This window comes from uncultured Nostoc sp., assembly GCF_964245445.1.
Classification (GTDB): domain Bacteria; phylum Cyanobacteriota; class Cyanobacteriia; order Cyanobacteriales; family Nostocaceae; genus Nostoc.
In genome coordinates this window covers 24,054-43,194 of record NZ_CAXTNE010000030.1, presented here as the reverse complement: position 1 = coordinate 43,194, position 19,141 = coordinate 24,054, and the positions used below count along the sequence as shown (strand labels likewise).

Here is a 19,141-nt window from a genome sequence, read left to right as displayed (position 1 = left end):
GCTGGGGACTGAGGACTGGGGACTGGGGACTGGGAAAGAGTTATTTTAATCCTAATCCCTAATCCCCAATCCCCAATCCCCAATCCCCAATCCCCAATCCCTAATCCCAGGACTAAAATTTGTGTTTAGCATTGCAGTTCAACAGCAACAGTACAAGACCTACATTCTTTCTGATGAAGCCGCAGGTTCTCAATTAGAAGTCGTACCAGAACGCGGTGGTATCATCACTCGTTGGCGCATTCAAGGGCAAGAAATTTTTTACCTGGACACTGAACGTTTTACTCATCCTGAGTTGAGTGTCAGAGGTGGGAATCCAATTTTGTTTCCTATTTGTGGCAATCTACCAGATAATACTTACATTCATAACGGGCAACAATATACTCTCAAACAACATGGCTTTGCCCGTGAATTGCCGTGGAAAGCAACAGAACAAGAAACTGGAGATAAAGCTAGTCTCACTGTCGTTCTTGATAGCAATGAGCAAACCAAGGCTATTTATCCTTTTGATTTTCAGCTGGCTTTCAGCTACGAACTTCAAGGTAATACGCTAGAAGTCCGCCAGCAGTATAAAAACTTGTCATCCACACCAATGCCCTTTTCGGCTGGTTTCCATCCCTACTTTCTGTGTGGTGATAAAACTCAGTTAGAGCTTGAAATTCCCTCTAAGCAGTATCAAGACAATCAAACTAAGGAAATTCACTCTTTTGATGGCAATTTTGACTTTAGTCGTGATGAAATTGATTTTGCTTTTGGACAGTTAACGAGTCAATCGGCCACTGCGATAGATCGCAGCCGGAAGTTAAAACTCACCTTAGATTATGATGATTTCTCTACCTACCTGGTATTTTGGACAGTCAAAGGCAAAGAATTCTACTGTCTAGAACCGTGGAGTGCCACCCGTAACTCTCTCAATACTGGTGATAACCTGACTGTGTTAGCACCAGGAGCTAGCCATACAGCATCTATAAGGTTGACTGCTAATTTTTTCTAAACCTCTTTACAAATCTACAGATATCTGTGCTATGATGGCAAAGTTGCGAAATGCAGCGAAAGGGTCGCTAACTCAACGGTAGAGTACTCGGCTTTTAACCGATTAGTTCCGGGTTCGAATCCCGGGCGACCCATATAAAAGTTTAAGGAGTACTCGCTGAAGCTTATGAGATGAGCGCAGAGGCGAGTTTTATTGTTAGTAAAATTTTGTGAATGTGATCGCTCTAGGGAATAAAAAATCAGATGAGCGATCGCTTTTTGCTGAAGATAAAAGAAAGATTACAGATTAATTGAAATTACTAAGTTTTCAGCTTATCTCAGTAATTTTACGGCTACTTTAGTGCGGGCTGAATGTGAATAACTAAATTTGAGCTTTTCAATAGGAAGTAACAGATGCAGGTGAATTTGAGTAAAAAGCTTTTATTTCCTTAGCAGGTCTGGAAACTCAAAATGCTTATTTACTGATGTTGGCTGTAAAATATGGCTTAAAAACCCAAATTTTGTATATAAGTATACTATACAAAAATCATAAAAACTTAAATGTTAATTCTTTAATACTTAAGGGAATACTAATTAAAGTTGTGCAAGACTGACTCTTTTCCTTTTATAAGAACAAAAAAAGAGTATTTATATCAGGTTCGGTTAAACACTTATAATAACCGTAGGTTGGGTTGAGGAACGAAACCCAACATTTTATCCTTGTTCATGTTGGGTTTCACTGCCGTTTAACCCAACCTACTTGAGAGATTTTATTATAAGTAATCACCCGGACTTGATATTAGAACGCACAATAGTCAAGAATTTAGGTATGCCCTTTATCTATTAATTTAGGAAGTAAATTAATATGGAAAATTTGACAAGCGAGCAAGCTGAAGAAGCTTTGTTTCGCCTAGCGGCAATTGTAGAGTCCTCTGAAGATGCCATTATCAGCAAAACCTTAGATGGAGTAATTGTTAGCTGGAATCTTGGTGCAGAAAGAATATTTGGCTATAAGGTAAAAGAAGTGCTTGGTCAACATGGGACAATAATTATTCCTCCCGATCGCATCAACGAGGAAACCCAAATTGTTCAGAAATTGAGGCAAGGAGAACGAATTGAACATTTTGAAACTGTGCGTCAACACAAAGATGGGACACTGATTGATATCTCGCTAACAATTTCTCCGATTAAAAATTCGACAGGTACAATCATTGGTGCCTCTAAAATTGCTCGTGATATCAGTACTCGTAAACAAATTGAAAAAGCTTTGCAAGAGTCAGAAGCTCATCTGCGTCAGAAAGCAACTGAGTTGGAAACTACCTTACTTGAACTGAAGCGAACGCAAACTCAGCTAGTGCAAAATGAGAAAATGTCTAGTTTAGGACAGTTAGTCGCTGGGATGGCGCATGAAATTAATAACCCAGTGAACTTCATCTATGCCAACCTCAAGCCTGCCAATGACTATACTCAAGACCTATTAAGACTGCTGCGGTTGTATCAAAAGCATTATCCCAGTCCGGTAACGGAAATCCAGTACGAAAGCAAGGAGATCGACCTAGACTTTCTGCTAGAAGATTTGCCCAAGTTACTTTCCTCAATGGAAGTTGGAGCAGTGCGGATTCAAACGATTGTGCGCTCTTTACGGAACTTCTCCCGTATGGACGAATCTGAGATCAAACAGGTCAACATCCATGAGGGCATTGATAGTACGCTGATGATTTTGCAGCATCGCCTGAAAGGCAAGTTTGACCGGGAAATTAAAGTGGTTAAGAATTATAGCAACCTGCCGTTGGTTGAGTGCAAAGCTTCTCAACTGAACCAGGTGTTTATGAATATCATTTGCAATGCAATCGATGCCCTTGAAGAACGAGACCTACAGCGTACATTTCGCGAGATTGAGCAACAGCCCAGTCAAATTCTGATTTGTACTAAGATGCTTGATTCACATCATGTACAGATTCGGATTGTAGATAACGGTCAAGGTATCCCAAAATTCGCTCAAGAACGATTGTTTGACCCATTCTTTACCACTAAGCCAGTTGGCAAGGGGACTGGATTGGGGTTGTCGATCAGCTACCAGATTGTTACTGAGAAGCATAATGGCTCATTGCGGTGCCATTCCATACCCGGTCAGGAAACCGAGTTTGTAATTGAGATCCCGATTCGACAGAAGTGTCTAAACAATGTTTTAGAAATGTAAGTATCTAATCTTAACTTTAGTGCAGAACTTTTCGGTCTACTGAATTTGAAGACTTAGAAAGAGCGATCCCCGATCATTCATTTAGGAAATGCGATCGCTTTTGATTTTAATTGAAATTTTGCAGATGGTTTGAGTTTGAGTGCGATCGCGATCGCGTAGCGTCTCGCAGAAAAGCGTTCCCAACCGTCGTAGGCGCTTACCTTTAGTCAGCAATCTAGGATACAGAGCTACCAAAGCCTTTAAACGTAGGGTAGCTTACCATACAGTAGAATAGGTGAAGTATAGGGCATGTTTATGAGCGATGGCGTAAACTTTTTCAACATAGACACACGACACTAGTTATAATTTCCTATAAGTTGAAAAAACTCTTAAGATTTAGCGTAATAATTACGCTTCTCTCACACAGACTAGCTGACAACCACATTAGGAGGACTATCTATGGCGCTTGTACCACTGCGGCTGCTGTTGGATCATGCAGCTGAAAACGGTTACGGCATCCCAGCTTTCAACGTTAACAATTTGGAGCAGATTCAGGCAATCCTGAAGGCTGCTGTCGAGACAGATAGCCCCGTAATTTTGCAAGCTTCACGCGGCGCTCGTAATTATGCAGGAGAAAACTTTTTACGCCACCTGATTTTGGCAGCAGTAGAAACCTATCCTCACATTCCCATTGTCATGCACCAAGATCATGGGAATGCTCCTGCTACCTGCTACTCAGCAATTAAGAACAACTTCACCAGCGTAATGATGGATGGTTCTTTAGAAGCTGATGCTAAGACCCCCGCTAGCTTTGAATACAACGTCAATGTTACCCGCGAAGTTGTAAATGTAGCTCATGCTTTGGGTGTCAGCGTTGAAGGTGAACTCGGTTGTTTGGGTTCTCTAGAAACTGGTGCTGGTGAAGCTGAAGATGGTCACGGCTTTGAAGGTACACTCGACCACTCACAACTGCTAACCGACCCCGATGAAGCTGTTGACTTCGTAGAAGCAACCCAAGTAGATGCTTTGGCTGTTGCCATTGGCACAAGCCACGGTGCTTACAAGTTTACTCGCAAACCGACTGGCGAAATTTTGGCCATCAGCCGCATTGAAGAAATTCACCGCCGTTTGCCCAACACCCACTTGGTAATGCACGGTTCTTCTTCTGTACCTGAAGATTTGCTTGCACTGATTAACCAGTATGGTGGTGAAATTCCTGAAACCTACGGCGTACCTGTAGAAGAAATCCAAAAAGGTATTAAGAGTGGTGTACGTAAAGTAAACATCGACACCGACAACCGTTTGGCTATTACTGCTGCTGTACGTGAAGCTTTGGCTAAAAAACCAGAGGAGTTTGACCCCCGTCACTTCCTCAAGCCTTCTATCACATACATGCAGAAGGTTTGTGCTGAACGCTATCAGCAATTTGGCACAGCTGGCAACGCAAGCAAAATTAAGCAAATTTCTTTAGAAGATTTTGCTACTAAGTATGCTAAGGGTGAACTCAACGTTGTTACCAAGGCAGCTGCTAAAGTTTAATTTTGACAACAAACAAATAGGAGCATAGTTTTACTATGCTCCTAAAAAACTGATGATTTTAATGTTGTCAGAAACCGGGTGTTTACCCGGTTTTTTGTTTTCTTATAAAGGCTGGGAATGGGGCACTGAAAAGAGGCAGAGGGGCAGGGTGCGGCGGGCAAAGGGGAAAACTCTGCTCCCTACTCCCTGCTCCCCACTCCCTAGAACACCCGATGTTGTAAAGATGGCATTTGACGACGGACTTGTTCGAGCCTAGTGGGCTTGATTTCTGCGATCGCAATTCCCGGTTTTTCCCCAGCATCGGCTAAAATTACGCCCCAAGGGTCGATAATAACGGCGTGGCCGTGAGTTAGACGGCGGGCGTAGTTATTGCCTGTTTGGGCAGGAGCAATGACGTAGGCGGTATTCTCGATGGCTCTGGCTTGTAGTAGTACTTGCCAGTGGTCTTTGCCAGTAAAGGCGGTAAAGGCGGCGGGAATAAAGATAACATCAGCTCCCTTATCTGCCAGATGACGGTACAGTTCAGGGAAGCGGACATCATAACAAATGGAAAGCCCTAAATTACCAAGCTTTTCTGAAAAATGCACAGGTGGTAGTTGCGTACCAGCCACAACCGTGCTGGATTCCCGATAGGTGTTGCCGTCGGGGACATCAACATCAAATAGGTGTACTTTGTAGTAGCGGGAAAGTTCTTGACCGTTTGGGTCGATAAGTAGAGTGGTGTTATAAACTTTGCCTGTATTGTCTACCGGAACTGGAAAGCTGCCGCCCAAGATCGTAATTTGAAAGCGTTGAGCCATTTTTTTCAGAAATTTTTCACTTTCAAGAGCGATCGCATCGCCTTGCGCGAGTTTGTCTTTTTCTTCTCCCATATAGGAAAAGTTTTCTGGCAAACCTACCAATTCAGCACCTTGACGCACTGCAAGCTCTATTAATTCTTCAGCCTGTGCCAAATTTTTTTGTAAATCGGACACACTGGTCAATTGAATAGCGGCGGCTAAATAAGACTTCATAGATTCAACAACGAACAGTTGATTTATGGAAGATAGATTATCAAAATATATCGCTACTTCAACATCTGTGGAACTTAATTAGAAATGCCTCAGCCAAGATTTTCTTTACCAGACTTGTTTTATGCTGATCTTAATCTTCCTCTGGGTTATAGCAAACTGAGCAAGATAAAGATTAGGTTGTGATCAAACCTTGATAAAAACTGTCTACTGTGGATATTTCTATTCTCATTCAAACATTTATCGCTGTGTTTGTCTTGGCGGATGCTGTGGGCAATATACCGATTGTTTTAGTTTTGACTAAGGGCATGATGCCAGACCAAAGAAACAAAGTTATAGATAAAGCAATTGTCATTGCGATTGTAGTTCTTTTGCTATTTGCCTTTGCAGGGCAAATAATTTTAAATTACTTAGAAATCAGTATCGGCTCTTTGCGAGTAGCAGGAGGACTATTGTTGCTGTTAATTGCTTTGCAAATGCTGCGGGGAGAATTAGATCAGCCGATTATTGAAGAAGGACGCGATGTTGCAATTACTCCACTCGCTTTACCACTGTTAGCTGGGCCGGGGACTTTGACAACGGTGATGTTGTTGATGTCGAAATCACAGAGTCCGCATATTGCTGTCGTGGTAGGTATCTTAGGAGCGATGTTTGTCACTTGGTTAATTTTGCGTTTAGCAAATCTGATTGACCAGTGGATTGGTGCAGAAGGTGGAGTGATTGTGACTCAACTTTTAGGTTTTTTGTTGGCGGCGCTAGCCGTGGAAATTGGTAGTACGGGAATTAGGGAGTTGTTTTTGAGCTAGAAAACTCCTAAAAATATTCTGAAAGTGTATACAAATGTAAACAAGTTTGAGAGGCGCGAATTTCTCGTCTCTCAAACTTGTTTATAAAAATTAACCTAAAGTTAGAACAAGATGGATAACTCAAGAAGAGTTTATTGCCAATTGAGTTTCAAAGATACTTTTCGAGAGTGGAAGCTAATGTAGTTTTAGGCACAGCGCCGACTACCATATCCACTTTTTGTCCATCTTTAAAAATCATTAATGTGGGAATACTGCGGATGCCGTACTGACTAGCAACTTGAGGATTTTCATCCGTGTTGACTTTGACGACCTTAATTTGACCTTTGTACTGTTCGGAGATTTCATCGACAACAGGAGCTACCATACGGCATGGTCCGCACCAGGGTGCCCAAAAGTCAACTAAAACGGGTACCTCGCTGTCGAGTACTTCTTGCTTGAAACTAGAATCGGTAACTTGCGCGGCTGTTGACATGCCTAAAACCTTCGTCAATAATATCTGAACTTGGTGAAAATTCTACCATAGCAAAAACCTCAGCTTGGAAGTGCGAGGATGTACATTTGCAAAGAAGCTCTAGAATTTATTTATAAACATAAGGAACCGCCCGAACAGTAGTCCGGGCGGAGTGTGGTGTGAGGAGTGAACGGAAACATTCGTCTCCGCTATCTCTATTGTAGGTGACATATCGGATTTTTCCAGCAATTGTTTAGGGGGCTGGAAAAATTTATTGAAGAATTGAGGAGTGGAAAGAGGCAGAGGGGCAGGAAGCAAGGAGCAGAGGGAAGAGAGAAAGAGGTAATTTTTTATTCTACCCCTTGCCCCCAGCAAGAACTGCTTCTTCATCTCTCCCTGCTCCCTGCCCCCTGCTCCTTGCCCCCTGCTTCTTCATCTCCTTCATTTTTCCCCATTCTCTATTCCCTTATTTCCCCATACCTAATTGTTGAGCTTTTTGATAAACTTTACCCTCGGTTAATAGGGAAGGCGCAATCACAACTTCTACTTGTTGCATTTCTTTAATATTTTTGGCTCCTAAAGTGCCCATACTCGTCTTTAAGGCTCCTAAAAGATTGTGAGTGCCATCATCTAGTCCTGCTGGGCCAACGAGTATTTGCTCTAGGCTACCGGTGGTGGCAACGCGAATCCGGGTGCCACGGGGCAACACTGGGCTGGGAGTCGCCATGCCCCAATGATAACCTCGTCCTGGGGCTTCTGCTGCTCTAGCAAAGGGGGAACCAATCATCACACCATCAGCACCACAGGCAATGCATTTACAAATATCACCACCGGTGATTAAACCGCCATCAGCGATGATAGGAATATAGTTGCCAGTTTCCTTGTAGTAATCATCTCGTGCTGCTGCACAATCTGCGATCGCAGTTGCCTGTGGTACACCCACACCCAACACCCCACGGGACGTACAAGCGGCACCAGGCCCAATTCCCACCAGTACCCCAGCCGCCCCAGCTTTCAATAAATTCAAAGTGACTTCGTAAGTTACACAATTCCCCAACACCACGGGGATGGGCATGGAACGGCAAAATTCTGCTAAATCAAGTGGTACTAAAGACTCTGGTGACAGATGTGCAGTAGAAACTACCGTAGCCTGTACAAAAAATAAATCTGCCCCAGCTTTGGCTACTGCCTCACCGTATTTACTTGCACCGGCTGGAGTTGCACTTACCGCCGCAATACCACCTTGTTGTTTTATTTCCTGAATCCGTTGTTCAATTAATTCTGACTTTATTGGTTCGGCATAGAGTTCTTGCATCAGGGCAACAAATTCATCTTTCCCCACAGAGGCAATCCGATCTAATATTGGCTCTGGGTCAGTATAGCGAGTGTGAATACCCTCTAAATTCAGGACACCTAATGCTCCTAACTGTGACAAACGTACAGCCATGCGAACATCTACGACACCATCCATCGCACTAGCAATTATCGGGATTTCTCGCTCAATATTACCAATACGCCACTTAGTATCTGCCAAACTGGGGTCTAGTGTTCTGTTACCAGGGACTAAAGCAATTTCATCTATTCCGTAAGCTCTGCGAGCTGTTTTTCCCCGCCCAAGTTGAATTTCCACGCTTTAATTTTTCTCAAATCTGTTTAAGCTAGGGTATCAAATTGTGAGATAAGTTGGGGCGTTTTTTCCCTGAACTACACAGATAAATTCGAGTTCCCCAAGCCGCCGCTCGAAACTTTTATGGACGCAAAGTATTTACCAGGCAAACAAATGAGCAAAAATTGTTAATTATTTTTTATATTGTGTTCTTTGAAGGTTGGTGTTGCGCTAGTTTCCGGCAATTGTACAATGATAGTGTCTATTATTACTTAGCTAGTCTCAATATTATTAGCATTAGTTTTCTGAATTTGCCTATATTGACTTAGATCAAGATCGGGCAAATTCTCATAAATGATACCAAATTGAAAAAGTTTGTATAGTTCCAAATCGATAAACCTTTTGAATCTGAAGATTTTCAATTCCATAATCCAAAGTCCAAAATCCAAAATCCAAAATCCAAAATTAGTTTGATTTACCGTTTATTTTTGACTACATTCACACCAGTATAACCAGTTGCTATCCAAAGTATCGCTCTAGCTCCATCGCGAACAGATTTTCCAATAGATTCAGGGGGTTTTTCTGAAGGAACGGGCACTGGTTTTAAATAAATACCTCGACTACCCAAAATAATTTCGCCGATGACACAAGCCCGGCGCATGTGGAAATCTGAAGTAATCAAATAAACGCTCTTAATGCCACGAGCTTGCAAATCATCTACTAACGTAGTAAAATTAGTAACTGTATCTACGGCCTCATAATCCAAATGTAAACGTTTGGGATCAACACCAGCTTTGGTAAACACTCGTTGAGTAAATGTAGGTGGACTACCCCCAGTAATCCAAATTGGTATATTTGGATGCTGGCGGACAAATTCGGCCGTAAACTTCTCTCGCTCTAAACGTCTCGTTGAACCACCCAATACTACAACTGCTTGCGGCTGTACAAATTGGTTTTGTACTTCTTTGTATCCCCACCAAATGATTAGCGGTAGAACAAAAGCCATAAAACGAAAAGATTTACCCGTAAAAAATAGCTTATTCAAGGCTCGATAATTTTATATACTGAGTCCAAAATTTCCTCTGGCTAGAAGAAAAACAACAATTGATAGTAGAGTAGCAAACTCCTATAAAGTCTGTCCAAATTTATATTTGGGTGGTTTTCATGTTGCAGCGCGATTAAGCGCGCTTGAAGTTTTTCCTCTAATTGATGGATTATCCTAACCGATATCGAACAATCCATCAAAGGGTTTTAGCATCTTCTCAAAGAACCCCATTTATACCAATTCACAATTCGCAATTCGCAATGACGCTCGCGGACTCGCTAACGCTACGCTAACGCAATGAAAAAACTTAGATGCAGCAAAGCTTTCAGGGTTTGCATCTGTATCAGATTTTTCGTGAAATGGTATTAGAAGATGAAAATTTAGGTCATTTGGAAAACCTCACTTTTATAGCGTTTTTTAAGCAACTGAGGTACACCCAAATCTTGCTCACCAAGCTTAGTAGCTTTAGAAACGTACCTCACTAGGTCGGGAACCACTATATTTCTCTTTCCTAAAAGGAGGAGCCACTGCGTAGGGCGGCTTTGCCGACTTGAAGCATCTGGTATCAGAGACTTTAAAATTTCCTCCTTAGAACGTCGGGAAGGGGGTTAGATAGATTGATTGACTCATATCTCAACTGTAATTCGTTGAATACCAACAAAGAAATCATCGAAAACTAACTGAATCCCAAAGTTATCAATTAAATAGCGTAAGTCAATGACCTTTGGTTGGATTGTTTGCGTCATATAAAAATCGTATTTGATTTTTGAAATTATCTATGTGGTGCGCGTTCGCAAACCGTCTCGCAGAGAAGCGCAGCGCAAGCGCGATAGGTGGGGAGTGAGGACTTGTACTGAGTGAAGCTGAAGTAGTAGAGAATAGGAAATAGGGAATTAGGCTTTTCGAGTTGTACCGAGCTTTTTCAGAAATCAAATATTAGTCCTATAAATTGTGGGAAGGAGAAAATAGGACTTATATAAAATACCTCTAAAACTTTAATTTCTACCGTACCCCTACGGGGAAGCAAGCTACGCGCAGCGTCTCACTTTGGCAGAAATTCTGAATAATTGTTAATTACGAATTACGAATTACGAATTATTTTAACCTACTCAGTAGTTGCTGGTTCTAGCCAGACTTCCACATCATCGGCTAGCAACTTCTGTGCTGCATCCATCATTGATGCTGCTATGTCTTTAAGGTCTTCGCGGTTGTTCAAGTAAGTTTTCAAGGCTTCCATTGGGTCGATGCTGCTACTTGCAGTCAATTCAGGAATGCGAGGTCGAGCTAATTGACTCACTAATTCTGCTTGAATGGTGTAGGTGTGAGCGGGACTTAAAGCAGTATGTAAAGAGGAACTGTCAATTAAATCCATTTGCTCAGAGCGGAGTTTGTAAATTAGCCGTACTACAGCATCTTGAATATTATATTTAGCGATCGCACTCATTAACACCGCTTGCGGCTCATCTGCTTTCGAGACATCCACTTCAATGGTGCGGAAAGTCCGAACTGTTAAGGGACAAAATTCCCATTCAGCCTTTCCCCGCTCCAGTTCTATCATCACATAGCCTTTGTCTTCTTTTTCTTCACTAAAATCTACCCGCTCAATGCTTCCGGGGTAAATCACTGGCGGGTTATTGGATTTATTCAGATTTTGGTGGCGGTGGACGTGTCCCAAGGCTACATAATCAAAACAAGGTCGCGTTAGCAAAGATAAGGGCAGAGTAAAGCCTTTACCTACTGCCAAAAAGCGTTCTGCGCCCAAGGTGGCATTGTCAGACATCAAATGAGCCAAAAGGATAGTTGGCACATTGGAGTCAAGACGGCGAATTTCCCCTTCTAAAACAACTCGCAGGCGTTCGGTTAATAGTTGGTTGACTTCCGCCAAAGATGAACCTTCAGTCTCTTGGCGAGTCATCAGAGTTGAACGGGTGAGCCAAGGAAGGGTGATTACTTGCACTTTACCATTGCGGGTTTCGATGCAGTGAGTAGTTAATGTGTCACCGACAACAAATCCTGGCACTCCCAAAGTGCGGTAAATATTTAAACTTGCACCTCCCTGCCCTTGGGAATGTTGGTCGTGGTTGCCTACCAACAGCACTGTTGGAATATTGGCATCCATAAGACGGCGAAATTGGCTGGCAAAAGCTTGTTGTACATAAGGCGGTGGTGTCGCATCCGGGAAAGCATCGCCACCGAATATCACCATATCAACAGCATCTGTCAGCGCTCGGTCAATACATATAGATAAGGTATTGACAAAATCCTCCAGTCGTGTATTTAATCCCGTTTCTGGATTAATTCGTCCGTGGGAGAAGCCACTTCCCATGTGGATGTCGGAGAGATGGAGGATTTTAATCATATTTTTCCTTAGTCCTTAGTCATTTGCCCTTTGTTTAATACTAATGACTAATGACTAATGACCAATGACTAAATATGAATTCCGCATTCTGTTTTATCACTTCCCCGCCAGCGTCCGGCGCGTTCGTCTTCGCCTTCACCTACTTTGGTGGTAATGGGTTGGTCGCCGATGCTGGGATAACCTTTGTCGTGTAGAGGGTTGTAGATGACTCCGTGTTCAGCTACGTAAACCCAGCTGTCTTGGCGTGTCCAGGTAGCTATAGGATTTACTTTCAGCCGACCTTTACCGTCTAATTCAAATATGGGCATATTGGCACGGGTTACTGCTTGGTCACGGCGGCGTCCAGTAATCCAAGCGACGCTATTGAGTTCGTCTAGACCCCGTAGCAGTGGTTCAATTTTTGTAATGTGGTGAAATTGGGCAATATCCTTGTCCCAAAGTTTGTCGCCGTACTTGGCTTCAAAGGCTTCGCGGGTGTCTACATCTGGAGTTTTGAAAGTTTGCAGATCCAGGTTGTAGATTTGTATGGCTTTGGCTACTAATTCTAGGCTTTCAGGGAAGTGGTGCAAGGTATCGAGAAAAATCACAGGAACGGGATGCTTCAGTTCACTGTAAAGAATATGGGTAATTATCATATCATCCACATTAAAGGCGCTTGTTTGCACCAGTCCCGTTGGGATATTCTCTATAGACCATGCCAGTATTTCTTTGGGAGTGGCAGTTTCAAATTGCTGATTTAATTTTTCTAAGTCAAAAGCGATCGCTTGGTTTCTAGATGCCGTAGATACTGTCATGATAATCTTCTGTTCAAATATTTTTACCTTGACCTAAGATTTATTTTAATCCACAAAGGTACATATTCCGCTCGGAGATAAGGTAATTCTTCTGTTCGGAAAATACTACATTATCGGCATGGGGAATGGGGCATTGTCTTATTTTTAGGATTCAGTCAAAACGAATACGTAAGTAAAAACAACAGGATTTACTAAGAAACTTTACGGTAATTTAAGTTTTACAATATTTTTATAGATATTTATACTGATTTTGATATGGTTAAGAAACAATTAATAAAAAGGGTTTTACTTAAATGAACACTTCAAAATCCCCCAATCGCTTAGGTGAATCTATAATCATGGGCGCTTTAATGATGTTGACCAGTGTTAGCGTTATTACAATAATGAACTTTTTCTAAGATAAACATTTCTAATTTTAGCAATAAAACTTCACATAGCCCTGCTCAAAACTGAGTGGGGCTTTTAATTTTATTATCCAGAAAATCTGTGTATATTAACTTTCTTCTATGACTTTCAGTAGAAAATAATTTGGAAGGCGTGTTTTTACGTAGTTTTGCAATTAGAGAATTTAAAATTGGGATGCGATCGCTATTTACCCCTAGTACAGCAGGCGCGGAAATAAACATACCATTTTAAATGGCACAAGAAACTCGGAATACAATTATTATGCGTAACTTTTGACTTTTGACTTCCCCGTAAGGGTTGACTTCCGCCTTGCGTTACTAGTGACCGATTGGCGCTTTCGCTTCTGCACCGCCTTTACCCAGGAATAATAACAGAGGTAATGAGCAAAGGAACCCTACCCCTACGACTCGAAAGCAATCTGCGTAAGATAAAACAGCAGCTTGAATATCTACTGTTTGACTTAATAAAGCTAGTGCTTGTTGTTGCGCTGTTGTCGCATCCATGCCTTGGCTTTGGAGTGCCCCATTGAGCAAGTCGAGACGCTGATTGGTTTCTGGGTCATAAGGGCTAAGTTTTGCTAATAGGATGGCTCGATGAAAAGTCTGTCTTTGGTCAAGCAGAGTAGTAAGTAGGGCAATGCCGATACTGCCACCTAGTTGTCGAGTCAGGTTGTAAAAACCAGAACCGGCAGAAACATCTTGTTTGGGTAGCGGCCCTAAAACTGCCAAACTCAAAGGCAGAAACATCAACACAGTAAAAGCTCCGCGCCATACTAATGGCCAGAATAAATCGTCTGTGCCGGTTTGTGGGGTAATTGCTGCCAATTGAAACATGACTCCAGATGATCCGACAGCGCCCATTGCAATTAAAAATCGAGCATCAACTATACTAGACAGTTTGCCTAATAAAACCATAATGATCGCAGACGCTAAAGCCCCAGGTGCTAATAATAATCCTGTTTGTGTTGCCGTAAATTGAAGTACGCTCTGAGCAAATATTGGCACAGCAAAAAGTGCGCCATAAAGCCCCATACCCACCACTGCTGAGAGAACGCTTCCCGCAGCTAAAGAACGGTGACGCAAAACTCTCAAATCCACAGCAGGGTGATCTGTTTTCAGTTCTCGCCAAATAAACAACCCCAAGCCGATAATACCCAGGATAGCCAGAGTGACGATGAAACCAGAAGAAAACCAGTCGTCTGTCTCCCCTTCTTCTAATACAGTTTGTATGCTACCCACAGCCACGATTAAAAACCCAATTCCCCACCAATCAACAGCTTGGTTTTGAGCCTTGTTCCTGTCTTTATTCTTTGGCAAAAACGCCAAAGACATCGCTACTGCAATGATTCCAAAGGGAATGTTAACAAAGAAAATCCAGCGCCAGCCTAAACCATCTACTAAGAATCCTCCCAAGGTTGGGCCAATTGCCGGGCCAGCAATTACACCTACACCAAAAACTGCTTGGGCCAAACCTTGTTCAGCCGGGGGAAAAGTCTCGAATAAAATCGCCTGGGCTTTTGCTAGCAACCCTCCACCGCATAAACCTTGGAGAATTCGGGCAACGATCAACATCGGTAGATTCAAGGACAGCCCACATAAAACGGAGGAAATGGTAAAACCAATCAGTGAGAAGATAAAGTAGGTTTTACGCCCAAAGTAATCTCCCAACCATGCCGATAAGGGAATTAAGACGACGTTAGCGATCGCATATCCGCTAACTACCCAACCCACTTCACTGACAGTTGCACCCAAAGTCGCTTGGATATCGGTGAGAGCTACGTTAACAATACTAGTATCAATTACTTCTAAGACCGCACCAAGGGAAGCCGTAAAAGCGATCGCCCACTTCAATGGCCCGTGGACATAACCAAATTGGTCAAAACTAGAACTTTTAATATTGGTAGCCATTGTTACATAAATAATATTTGGGAGATGTTAAGCAATGCCTTGGTTGGGACACTAACGCCGAAGCTAAAATTAAATTTTGTATACAAACGCTACGGTAGCGTATCATATTAAAACGGTCAAGGGAGAATTTAATGAAAAGTGGCAGAAATACCTATGCTAAGGATGGATGGTCACTGCTGCTGTTTTCATGCATGAGAATTGGGTTATAGGGCTTATTTGTTTTTTATAGGCTATGTTCTATGCCCGAAGGTAGGAGTAAATGGCAAAGAAGATATTGCTTGGGGATGATATTTTATGAGTAAGCAAATCAACAGCCTTTCTGGACGACCACGCAGCATCCACGCCGATCAGGCTATTGTGCAAGCGACTTTGGATTTGCTTGCAGAGGTAGGATATGAAAGCATGAGTATAGAAGCGATCGCTTCTCGTGCTGGAGTTGGTAAAACGACTATCTATCGGCGTTACACTTCCAAAGAAGAACTAGTTGCAGACGCAATAGAAAGTTTGAGAGATGATTTAGTGATCCCTGATACTGGCAGGTTTTGGGGAGACATGGATATTTTGATAAATAATGCCGCCAAAAAAATAGATAGTCCCCTTGGTCGTCAGACACTCGCCTTAATAATTAGTACAGCGTCTAAGAATCCTCAGTTTGCAGAGGTTTACTGGACAAAATATACGAAACTCCGACGTGAAGCCTTTTCTAAAGTACTTGAGCGTGCCAAGTCTAGAAGCGAAATTCACAAGGATGCAGACGTAGACTTAATTATTGACCTTGTAAGCGGGTCACTATATTATGCACTGATATTCAAACCCACAACCGAGCCAGTAGAAGCATATATGCGCCGCACAATAAATCTTCTTTTGAAGGGTATTAGTGTTAGTTAAAAGGGAGTCGAGAAAGATAAGGGAGATGAGGAAGAAGCAGAGGAGCAGGGGGTAGGGGGAGAATAAAAAATTACCTCTTTCTCTTTCTCCTCTGCTCCCAGCTAAGAGCCCCTCTGCCTCTTTCCACTCCCCACTCCCAACTTGTTGCCAAAATAACTTTCCAGCAAAGGTCATAAATGAGATGATGGATTAATTAGAGAAAAAGGTAAACAATTGTTATTTTTCTCCTTCCGCTTCTGGTTCCAGGATGGCATTACAGTATTGAATGAGGGTTGTCAAGCGATCGCTAATCGTTTGAAGTCTCGTTTGTGCAGTAGATGCTTGCCGCGCTCCTTGCAAAAACATCACATCTATTGCCAACAAGCGCAGTTGCTTGCTCATTTCGGTTTGATAAGACTGCACTCGCCAGTTCTCATCAGCCAAAGGTACAATCTCCTGCCCAAAGAATTGCTGCAACGAGGCTACACGCTGCCGCAGTTCAGACGCAATGATTGGGGTAGTTGTGGCATCGGAGCGTAATTGCTCTAGTAAGGTTACGAGTGCCAAATATTTCTCACGGTTTAAAGACATCCAGTGCTAGTTAAGATAGTATTAATGTCAAGTAATTTTTCTTCTACAATAAACTTTCTTAAAGACTTATCAGCACTAAAAGCCTCAAATCAGCATTTGAGGCTTTGTTTGCCATCAATGGATTTTCTTTCTTTATAATCCTTGAAACTCAAACTGGATGACTACCGTCGGCAATTGGAGAATCTATCCTTACACTGTTTTTTCTACCCCTCTCTGGGCAACAGCATCTTCTTAGTATGATGCTGCCAGTTTTATTTATCATTCACTTAATCTACCGATCCTATCCAAACTTAATTGTATGAGCAGTCTAGCTATAAATTCATCAATTGATATAACCATTCCAGAATGGCTAAAGAAATGTTTGAAGGAGTCATCCACAACTAGCGGCGCACCAGAAGATGAGCGAAGGCATAGTGATGCAGTCTTAATTGGTCGCGCATTTGAATTTGCTTTCCAACTGCATCAAGGTCAATTCCGCAAATCGGGAGAACCATACATCGCTCATCCCATCGCTGTAGCCGACTTGCTACATGACTTGGGAGGCAGTGCTGCCATGATAGCAGCTGGATTTCTTCATGATGTCGTTGAAGATACAGAAGTCACAAGTCAAGAAATAGAAGAACGCTTTGGCCCAGAAGTGCGGCAATTGGTTGAAGGTGTCACCAAGCTTTCTAAAATCAATTTCACCAGCAAAACCGAAAGCCAAGCCGAAAACTTCCGGCGAATGTTTTTGGCAATGGCGCAAGATATTCGGGTAATTGTGGTGAAATTGGCAGATCGTTTGCATAATATGCGAACTTTACAATATATGTCAGAAGCCAGCCGCCGCCGCAGTGCCCAGGAAACGCGAGATATTTTCGCACCTTTAGCCAATCGCTTGGGGATTTGGCGAATTAAATGGGAACTGGAAGATTTGGCTTTTAAGTATTTGGAACCGGAAGCTTTTCGGCAAATGCAAGAGCATGTTTCTGAAAAACGGACGGCACGAGAAGAGAAATTGGCTAAAGCTACGAAAATGTTGCAAGAGCGTTTGCAGCAAGCTGGAATCCGCTTTCAGGATATTAGCGGTCGTCCCAAGCACCTTTATAGCATTTACCAAAAAATGCACCGCCAACAAAAGGAATTTCATGAAATTTACGATTTGGCGGCGCTGCGGATTATTGTTCAAAGCAATGAGGAATGCTATCGGGCGTTGGCGGTGGTTCATGATGCTTTTCGCCCAATTCCTGGGAGATTTAAGGACTACATTGGACTACCAAAGCCTAACCGTTATCAATCGTTGCATACTGGGGTGATCGGACTAACTGGCCGTCCTTTAGAGGTGCAAATTCGGACAATCGAAATGCATCATATCGCCGAGTATGGGATTGCTGCCCATTGGAAGTACAAAGAAACTGGAGGTTCTAGTATTAGCCATTTGACAGGCACAGATGACAAGTTTACTTGGCTGCGACAACTGCTCGAATGGCAAACCGATCTCAAGGATGCACAAGAATATCTTGATAGCATCAAAGATAACTTATTTGAAGATGATGTCTATGTCTTCACCCCTAAGGGGGATGTTGTTCCTTTAAGCCCAGGTTCCACCACTGTAGATTTTGCATATCGCATTCATACGGAAGTGGGAAACCATTGTTCAGGGGCGCGGGTGAATGGGCGAATGGTATCTTTGTCAACGCGGCTACACAATGGCGATATTGTAGAAGTTCTCACCCAAAAGAACTGCCATCCAAGTTTGGATTGGTTGAACTTTGTCAGAAGTTCGGCGGCGAAATATCGGATAAAACAATGGTACAAGCGATCGCGTCGGGAAGAAAATGTCGCCCGTGGACGGGAATTGTTAGAAAAGGAACTTGGTAAAACTGGTTTTGATAGTTTGCTGAAGTCGGATGCAATGGAGACTGTCGCCCAAAAGTGTAACTACCACAGCGTGGACGATTTACTCGCTGGTTTGGGTTACGGAGAAGTGACATTGAACTTGGTGCTAAATCGTTGGCGAGAAGTGGTGAAGGCACAACAACCAATTTCCACCGTGTCGCCATTTATCCCCAAAGAACCAACTACATCAAAAGCTTTGCGGGATGCACCTGCACCTATCTCCCGCGCCAGTGATTCGCCAATTATTGGGGTAGAGGGGTTGGTGTATTATTTAGCTGGGTGTTGTACCCCGATTCCTGGCGAACCAATTATTGGTGTAGTGACGCGAGGTAGGGGGATTTCAATTCATCGCCAAGGCTGCAATAATCTGGAAACTGTGGAGTATGAGCGCTTAGTACCAGTTAGATGGAACCCAGCCGCCGAAAATAGTGGTCGTCCGCATACGTACCCAGTTGATGTTCAAATTGAAGCTCTTGACCGCGTAGGGGTACTAAAGGATATTTTGTCACGGTTGAGCGACCAAGGAATCAATGTCCGCCATGCTCAGGTGAAAACCTCTGTTGGTCAACCTGCATTGATGGACTTAGGAATAGATATACGCGATCGCTCTCAATTAGAGCAAGTGTTTGTCCAAATTAAGAAAATGAGTGACATTTTGAATATCCGCCGCGTTGGTCAAATTGACGAGTAGATCCGCCATTAGGGTGCGTTAACGCAGTGTAACGCACCAGTTTA

15 protein-coding genes and 1 tRNA gene are annotated in these 19,141 nt (G+C 42.8%); 7 read left to right on the top strand and 9 right to left on the bottom strand.

Annotated features, from left to right (window positions below; all coding sequences use genetic code 11):
• Window positions 1-121: 121 nt before the first annotated feature.
• The 3 genes from ACFE90_RS08115 to ACFE90_RS08105 all read left to right on the top strand — a co-directional run bounded on the left by ACFE90_RS08115 (window position 122) and on the right by ACFE90_RS08105 (window position 3,169).
• Window positions 122-991 carry an aldose epimerase gene (locus tag ACFE90_RS08115; RefSeq protein WP_375499369.1) on the top strand — a complete coding sequence of 290 codons (870 nt, stop codon included), beginning with the start codon at window positions 122-124 and terminating at the stop codon, window positions 989-991.
• A gap of 61 nt (window positions 992-1,052) precedes the next feature.
• A tRNA-Lys gene (locus tag ACFE90_RS08110) sits at window positions 1,053-1,124 on the top strand.
• Between the two features lie 710 nt (window positions 1,125-1,834).
• Complete coding sequence (locus tag ACFE90_RS08105; RefSeq protein ID WP_375499367.1) at window positions 1,835-3,169, top strand: sensor histidine kinase; 1,335 nt, start codon at window positions 1,835-1,837, stop codon at window positions 3,167-3,169.
• 81 nt (window positions 3,170-3,250) lie between these two features.
• Here ACFE90_RS08105 and ACFE90_RS08100 read toward each other — a convergent pair whose 3' ends face one another.
• Window positions 3,251-3,403, bottom strand: a complete 153-nt coding sequence (locus tag ACFE90_RS08100; protein WP_375499365.1) for a hypothetical protein — start codon at window positions 3,401-3,403, stop codon at window positions 3,251-3,253.
• Between the two features lie 204 nt (window positions 3,404-3,607).
• Between ACFE90_RS08100 and fba the strand changes: the two genes are divergently transcribed.
• Window positions 3,608-4,687, top strand: coding sequence for a class II fructose-bisphosphate aldolase (gene fba / locus ACFE90_RS08095; RefSeq protein ID WP_375499363.1), 1,080 nt, complete (start codon window positions 3,608-3,610; stop codon window positions 4,685-4,687).
• 200 nt (window positions 4,688-4,887) lie between these two features.
• Here fba and ACFE90_RS08090 read toward each other — a convergent pair whose 3' ends face one another.
• The gene (locus ACFE90_RS08090; protein ID WP_375499361.1) at window positions 4,888-5,700 is read right to left on the bottom strand and encodes a carbon-nitrogen hydrolase family protein; all 813 of its coding nucleotides are present in this window, start codon (window positions 5,698-5,700) and stop codon (window positions 4,888-4,890) included.
• Between the two features lie 209 nt (window positions 5,701-5,909).
• Between ACFE90_RS08090 and ACFE90_RS08085 the strand changes: the two genes are divergently transcribed.
• Window positions 5,910-6,503 (top strand): MarC family protein, encoded by a 594-nt coding sequence (locus ACFE90_RS08085; protein WP_100898836.1) that lies wholly within the window; start codon window positions 5,910-5,912, stop codon window positions 6,501-6,503.
• Between the two features lie 148 nt (window positions 6,504-6,651).
• Here ACFE90_RS08085 and trxA read toward each other — a convergent pair whose 3' ends face one another.
• The 6 genes from trxA to ACFE90_RS08055 form a co-directional block, all read right to left on the bottom strand.
• Window positions 6,652-6,975 (bottom strand): thioredoxin, encoded by a 324-nt coding sequence (trxA, locus tag ACFE90_RS08080; RefSeq protein WP_229553437.1) that lies wholly within the window; start codon window positions 6,973-6,975, stop codon window positions 6,652-6,654.
• Between the two features lie 445 nt (window positions 6,976-7,420).
• Window positions 7,421-8,584: a GuaB3 family IMP dehydrogenase-related protein gene (locus tag ACFE90_RS08075; protein WP_375499359.1), complete on the bottom strand. Its 1,164-nt coding sequence runs from the start codon at window positions 8,582-8,584 to the stop codon at window positions 7,421-7,423.
• A 451-nt stretch (window positions 8,585-9,035) separates the two neighbouring features.
• Complete coding sequence (locus tag ACFE90_RS08070; protein WP_375499357.1) at window positions 9,036-9,566, bottom strand: YdcF family protein; 531 nt, start codon at window positions 9,564-9,566, stop codon at window positions 9,036-9,038.
• Window positions 9,567-10,710: 1,144 nt separating this feature from the next.
• Window positions 10,711-11,964 carry an exonuclease subunit SbcD gene (gene sbcD, locus ACFE90_RS08065; protein ID WP_375499355.1) on the bottom strand — a complete coding sequence of 418 codons (1,254 nt, stop codon included), beginning with the start codon at window positions 11,962-11,964 and terminating at the stop codon, window positions 10,711-10,713.
• 68 nt (window positions 11,965-12,032) lie between these two features.
• Entirely contained in the window at window positions 12,033-12,758 is a 726-nt protein-coding gene (gene cysH, locus ACFE90_RS08060) for a phosphoadenosine phosphosulfate reductase (RefSeq protein WP_375499353.1), read from the bottom strand.
• Between the two features lie 722 nt (window positions 12,759-13,480).
• Window positions 13,481-15,070, bottom strand: coding sequence for a DHA2 family efflux MFS transporter permease subunit (locus ACFE90_RS08055; protein ID WP_375499351.1), 1,590 nt, complete (start codon window positions 15,068-15,070; stop codon window positions 13,481-13,483).
• Between the two features lie 294 nt (window positions 15,071-15,364).
• Between ACFE90_RS08055 and ACFE90_RS08050 the strand changes: the two genes are divergently transcribed.
• On the top strand, window positions 15,365-15,958 hold the full coding sequence (locus ACFE90_RS08050) for a TetR/AcrR family transcriptional regulator (RefSeq protein WP_375499349.1): 594 nt from the start codon (window positions 15,365-15,367) through the stop codon (window positions 15,956-15,958).
• 216 nt (window positions 15,959-16,174) lie between these two features.
• Here the strand turns inward: ACFE90_RS08050 and patD are convergent, their stop codons facing one another.
• A complete protein-coding gene (gene patD / locus ACFE90_RS08045) occupies window positions 16,175-16,528 on the bottom strand; it encodes a heterocyst frequency control protein PatD (protein ID WP_375499347.1) in 354 nt (117 codons plus the stop codon).
• A gap of 298 nt (window positions 16,529-16,826) precedes the next feature.
• Between patD and ACFE90_RS08040 the strand changes: the two genes are divergently transcribed.
• Entirely contained in the window at window positions 16,827-19,097 is a 2,271-nt protein-coding gene (locus ACFE90_RS08040) for a RelA/SpoT family protein (RefSeq protein WP_375499345.1), read from the top strand.
• Window positions 19,098-19,141 lie beyond the last annotated feature (44 nt).

Bases quoted from the DNA above. Each gene is read 5' to 3' on its own strand.
- ACFE90_RS08105 (WP_375499367.1), top strand. From the start codon at position 1,835: ATGGAAAATTTGACAAGCGAGCAAGCTGAAGAAGCTTTGTTTCGCCTA.
- fba (WP_375499363.1), top strand. From the start codon at position 3,608: ATGGCGCTTGTACCACTGCGGCTGCTGTTGGATCATGCAGCTGAAAAC.
- ACFE90_RS08090 (WP_375499361.1), bottom strand. From the start codon at position 5,700: ATGAAGTCTTATTTAGCCGCCGCTATTCAATTGACCAGTGTGTCCGAT.
- trxA (WP_229553437.1), bottom strand. From the start codon at position 6,975: ATGTCAACAGCCGCGCAAGTTACCGATTCTAGTTTCAAGCAAGAAGTA.
- ACFE90_RS08070 (WP_375499357.1), bottom strand. From the start codon at position 9,566: ATGGCTTTTGTTCTACCGCTAATCATTTGGTGGGGATACAAAGAAGTA.
- sbcD (WP_375499355.1), bottom strand. From the start codon at position 11,964: ATGATTAAAATCCTCCATCTCTCCGACATCCACATGGGAAGTGGCTTC.
- cysH (WP_375499353.1), bottom strand. From the start codon at position 12,758: ATGACAGTATCTACGGCATCTAGAAACCAAGCGATCGCTTTTGACTTA.
- ACFE90_RS08055 (WP_375499351.1), bottom strand. From the start codon at position 15,070: ATGGCTACCAATATTAAAAGTTCTAGTTTTGACCAATTTGGTTATGTC.
- ACFE90_RS08050 (WP_375499349.1), top strand. From the start codon at position 15,365: ATGAGTAAGCAAATCAACAGCCTTTCTGGACGACCACGCAGCATCCAC.
- patD (WP_375499347.1), bottom strand. From the start codon at position 16,528: ATGTCTTTAAACCGTGAGAAATATTTGGCACTCGTAACCTTACTAGAG.
- ACFE90_RS08040 (WP_375499345.1), top strand. From the start codon at position 16,827: ATGAGCAGTCTAGCTATAAATTCATCAATTGATATAACCATTCCAGAA.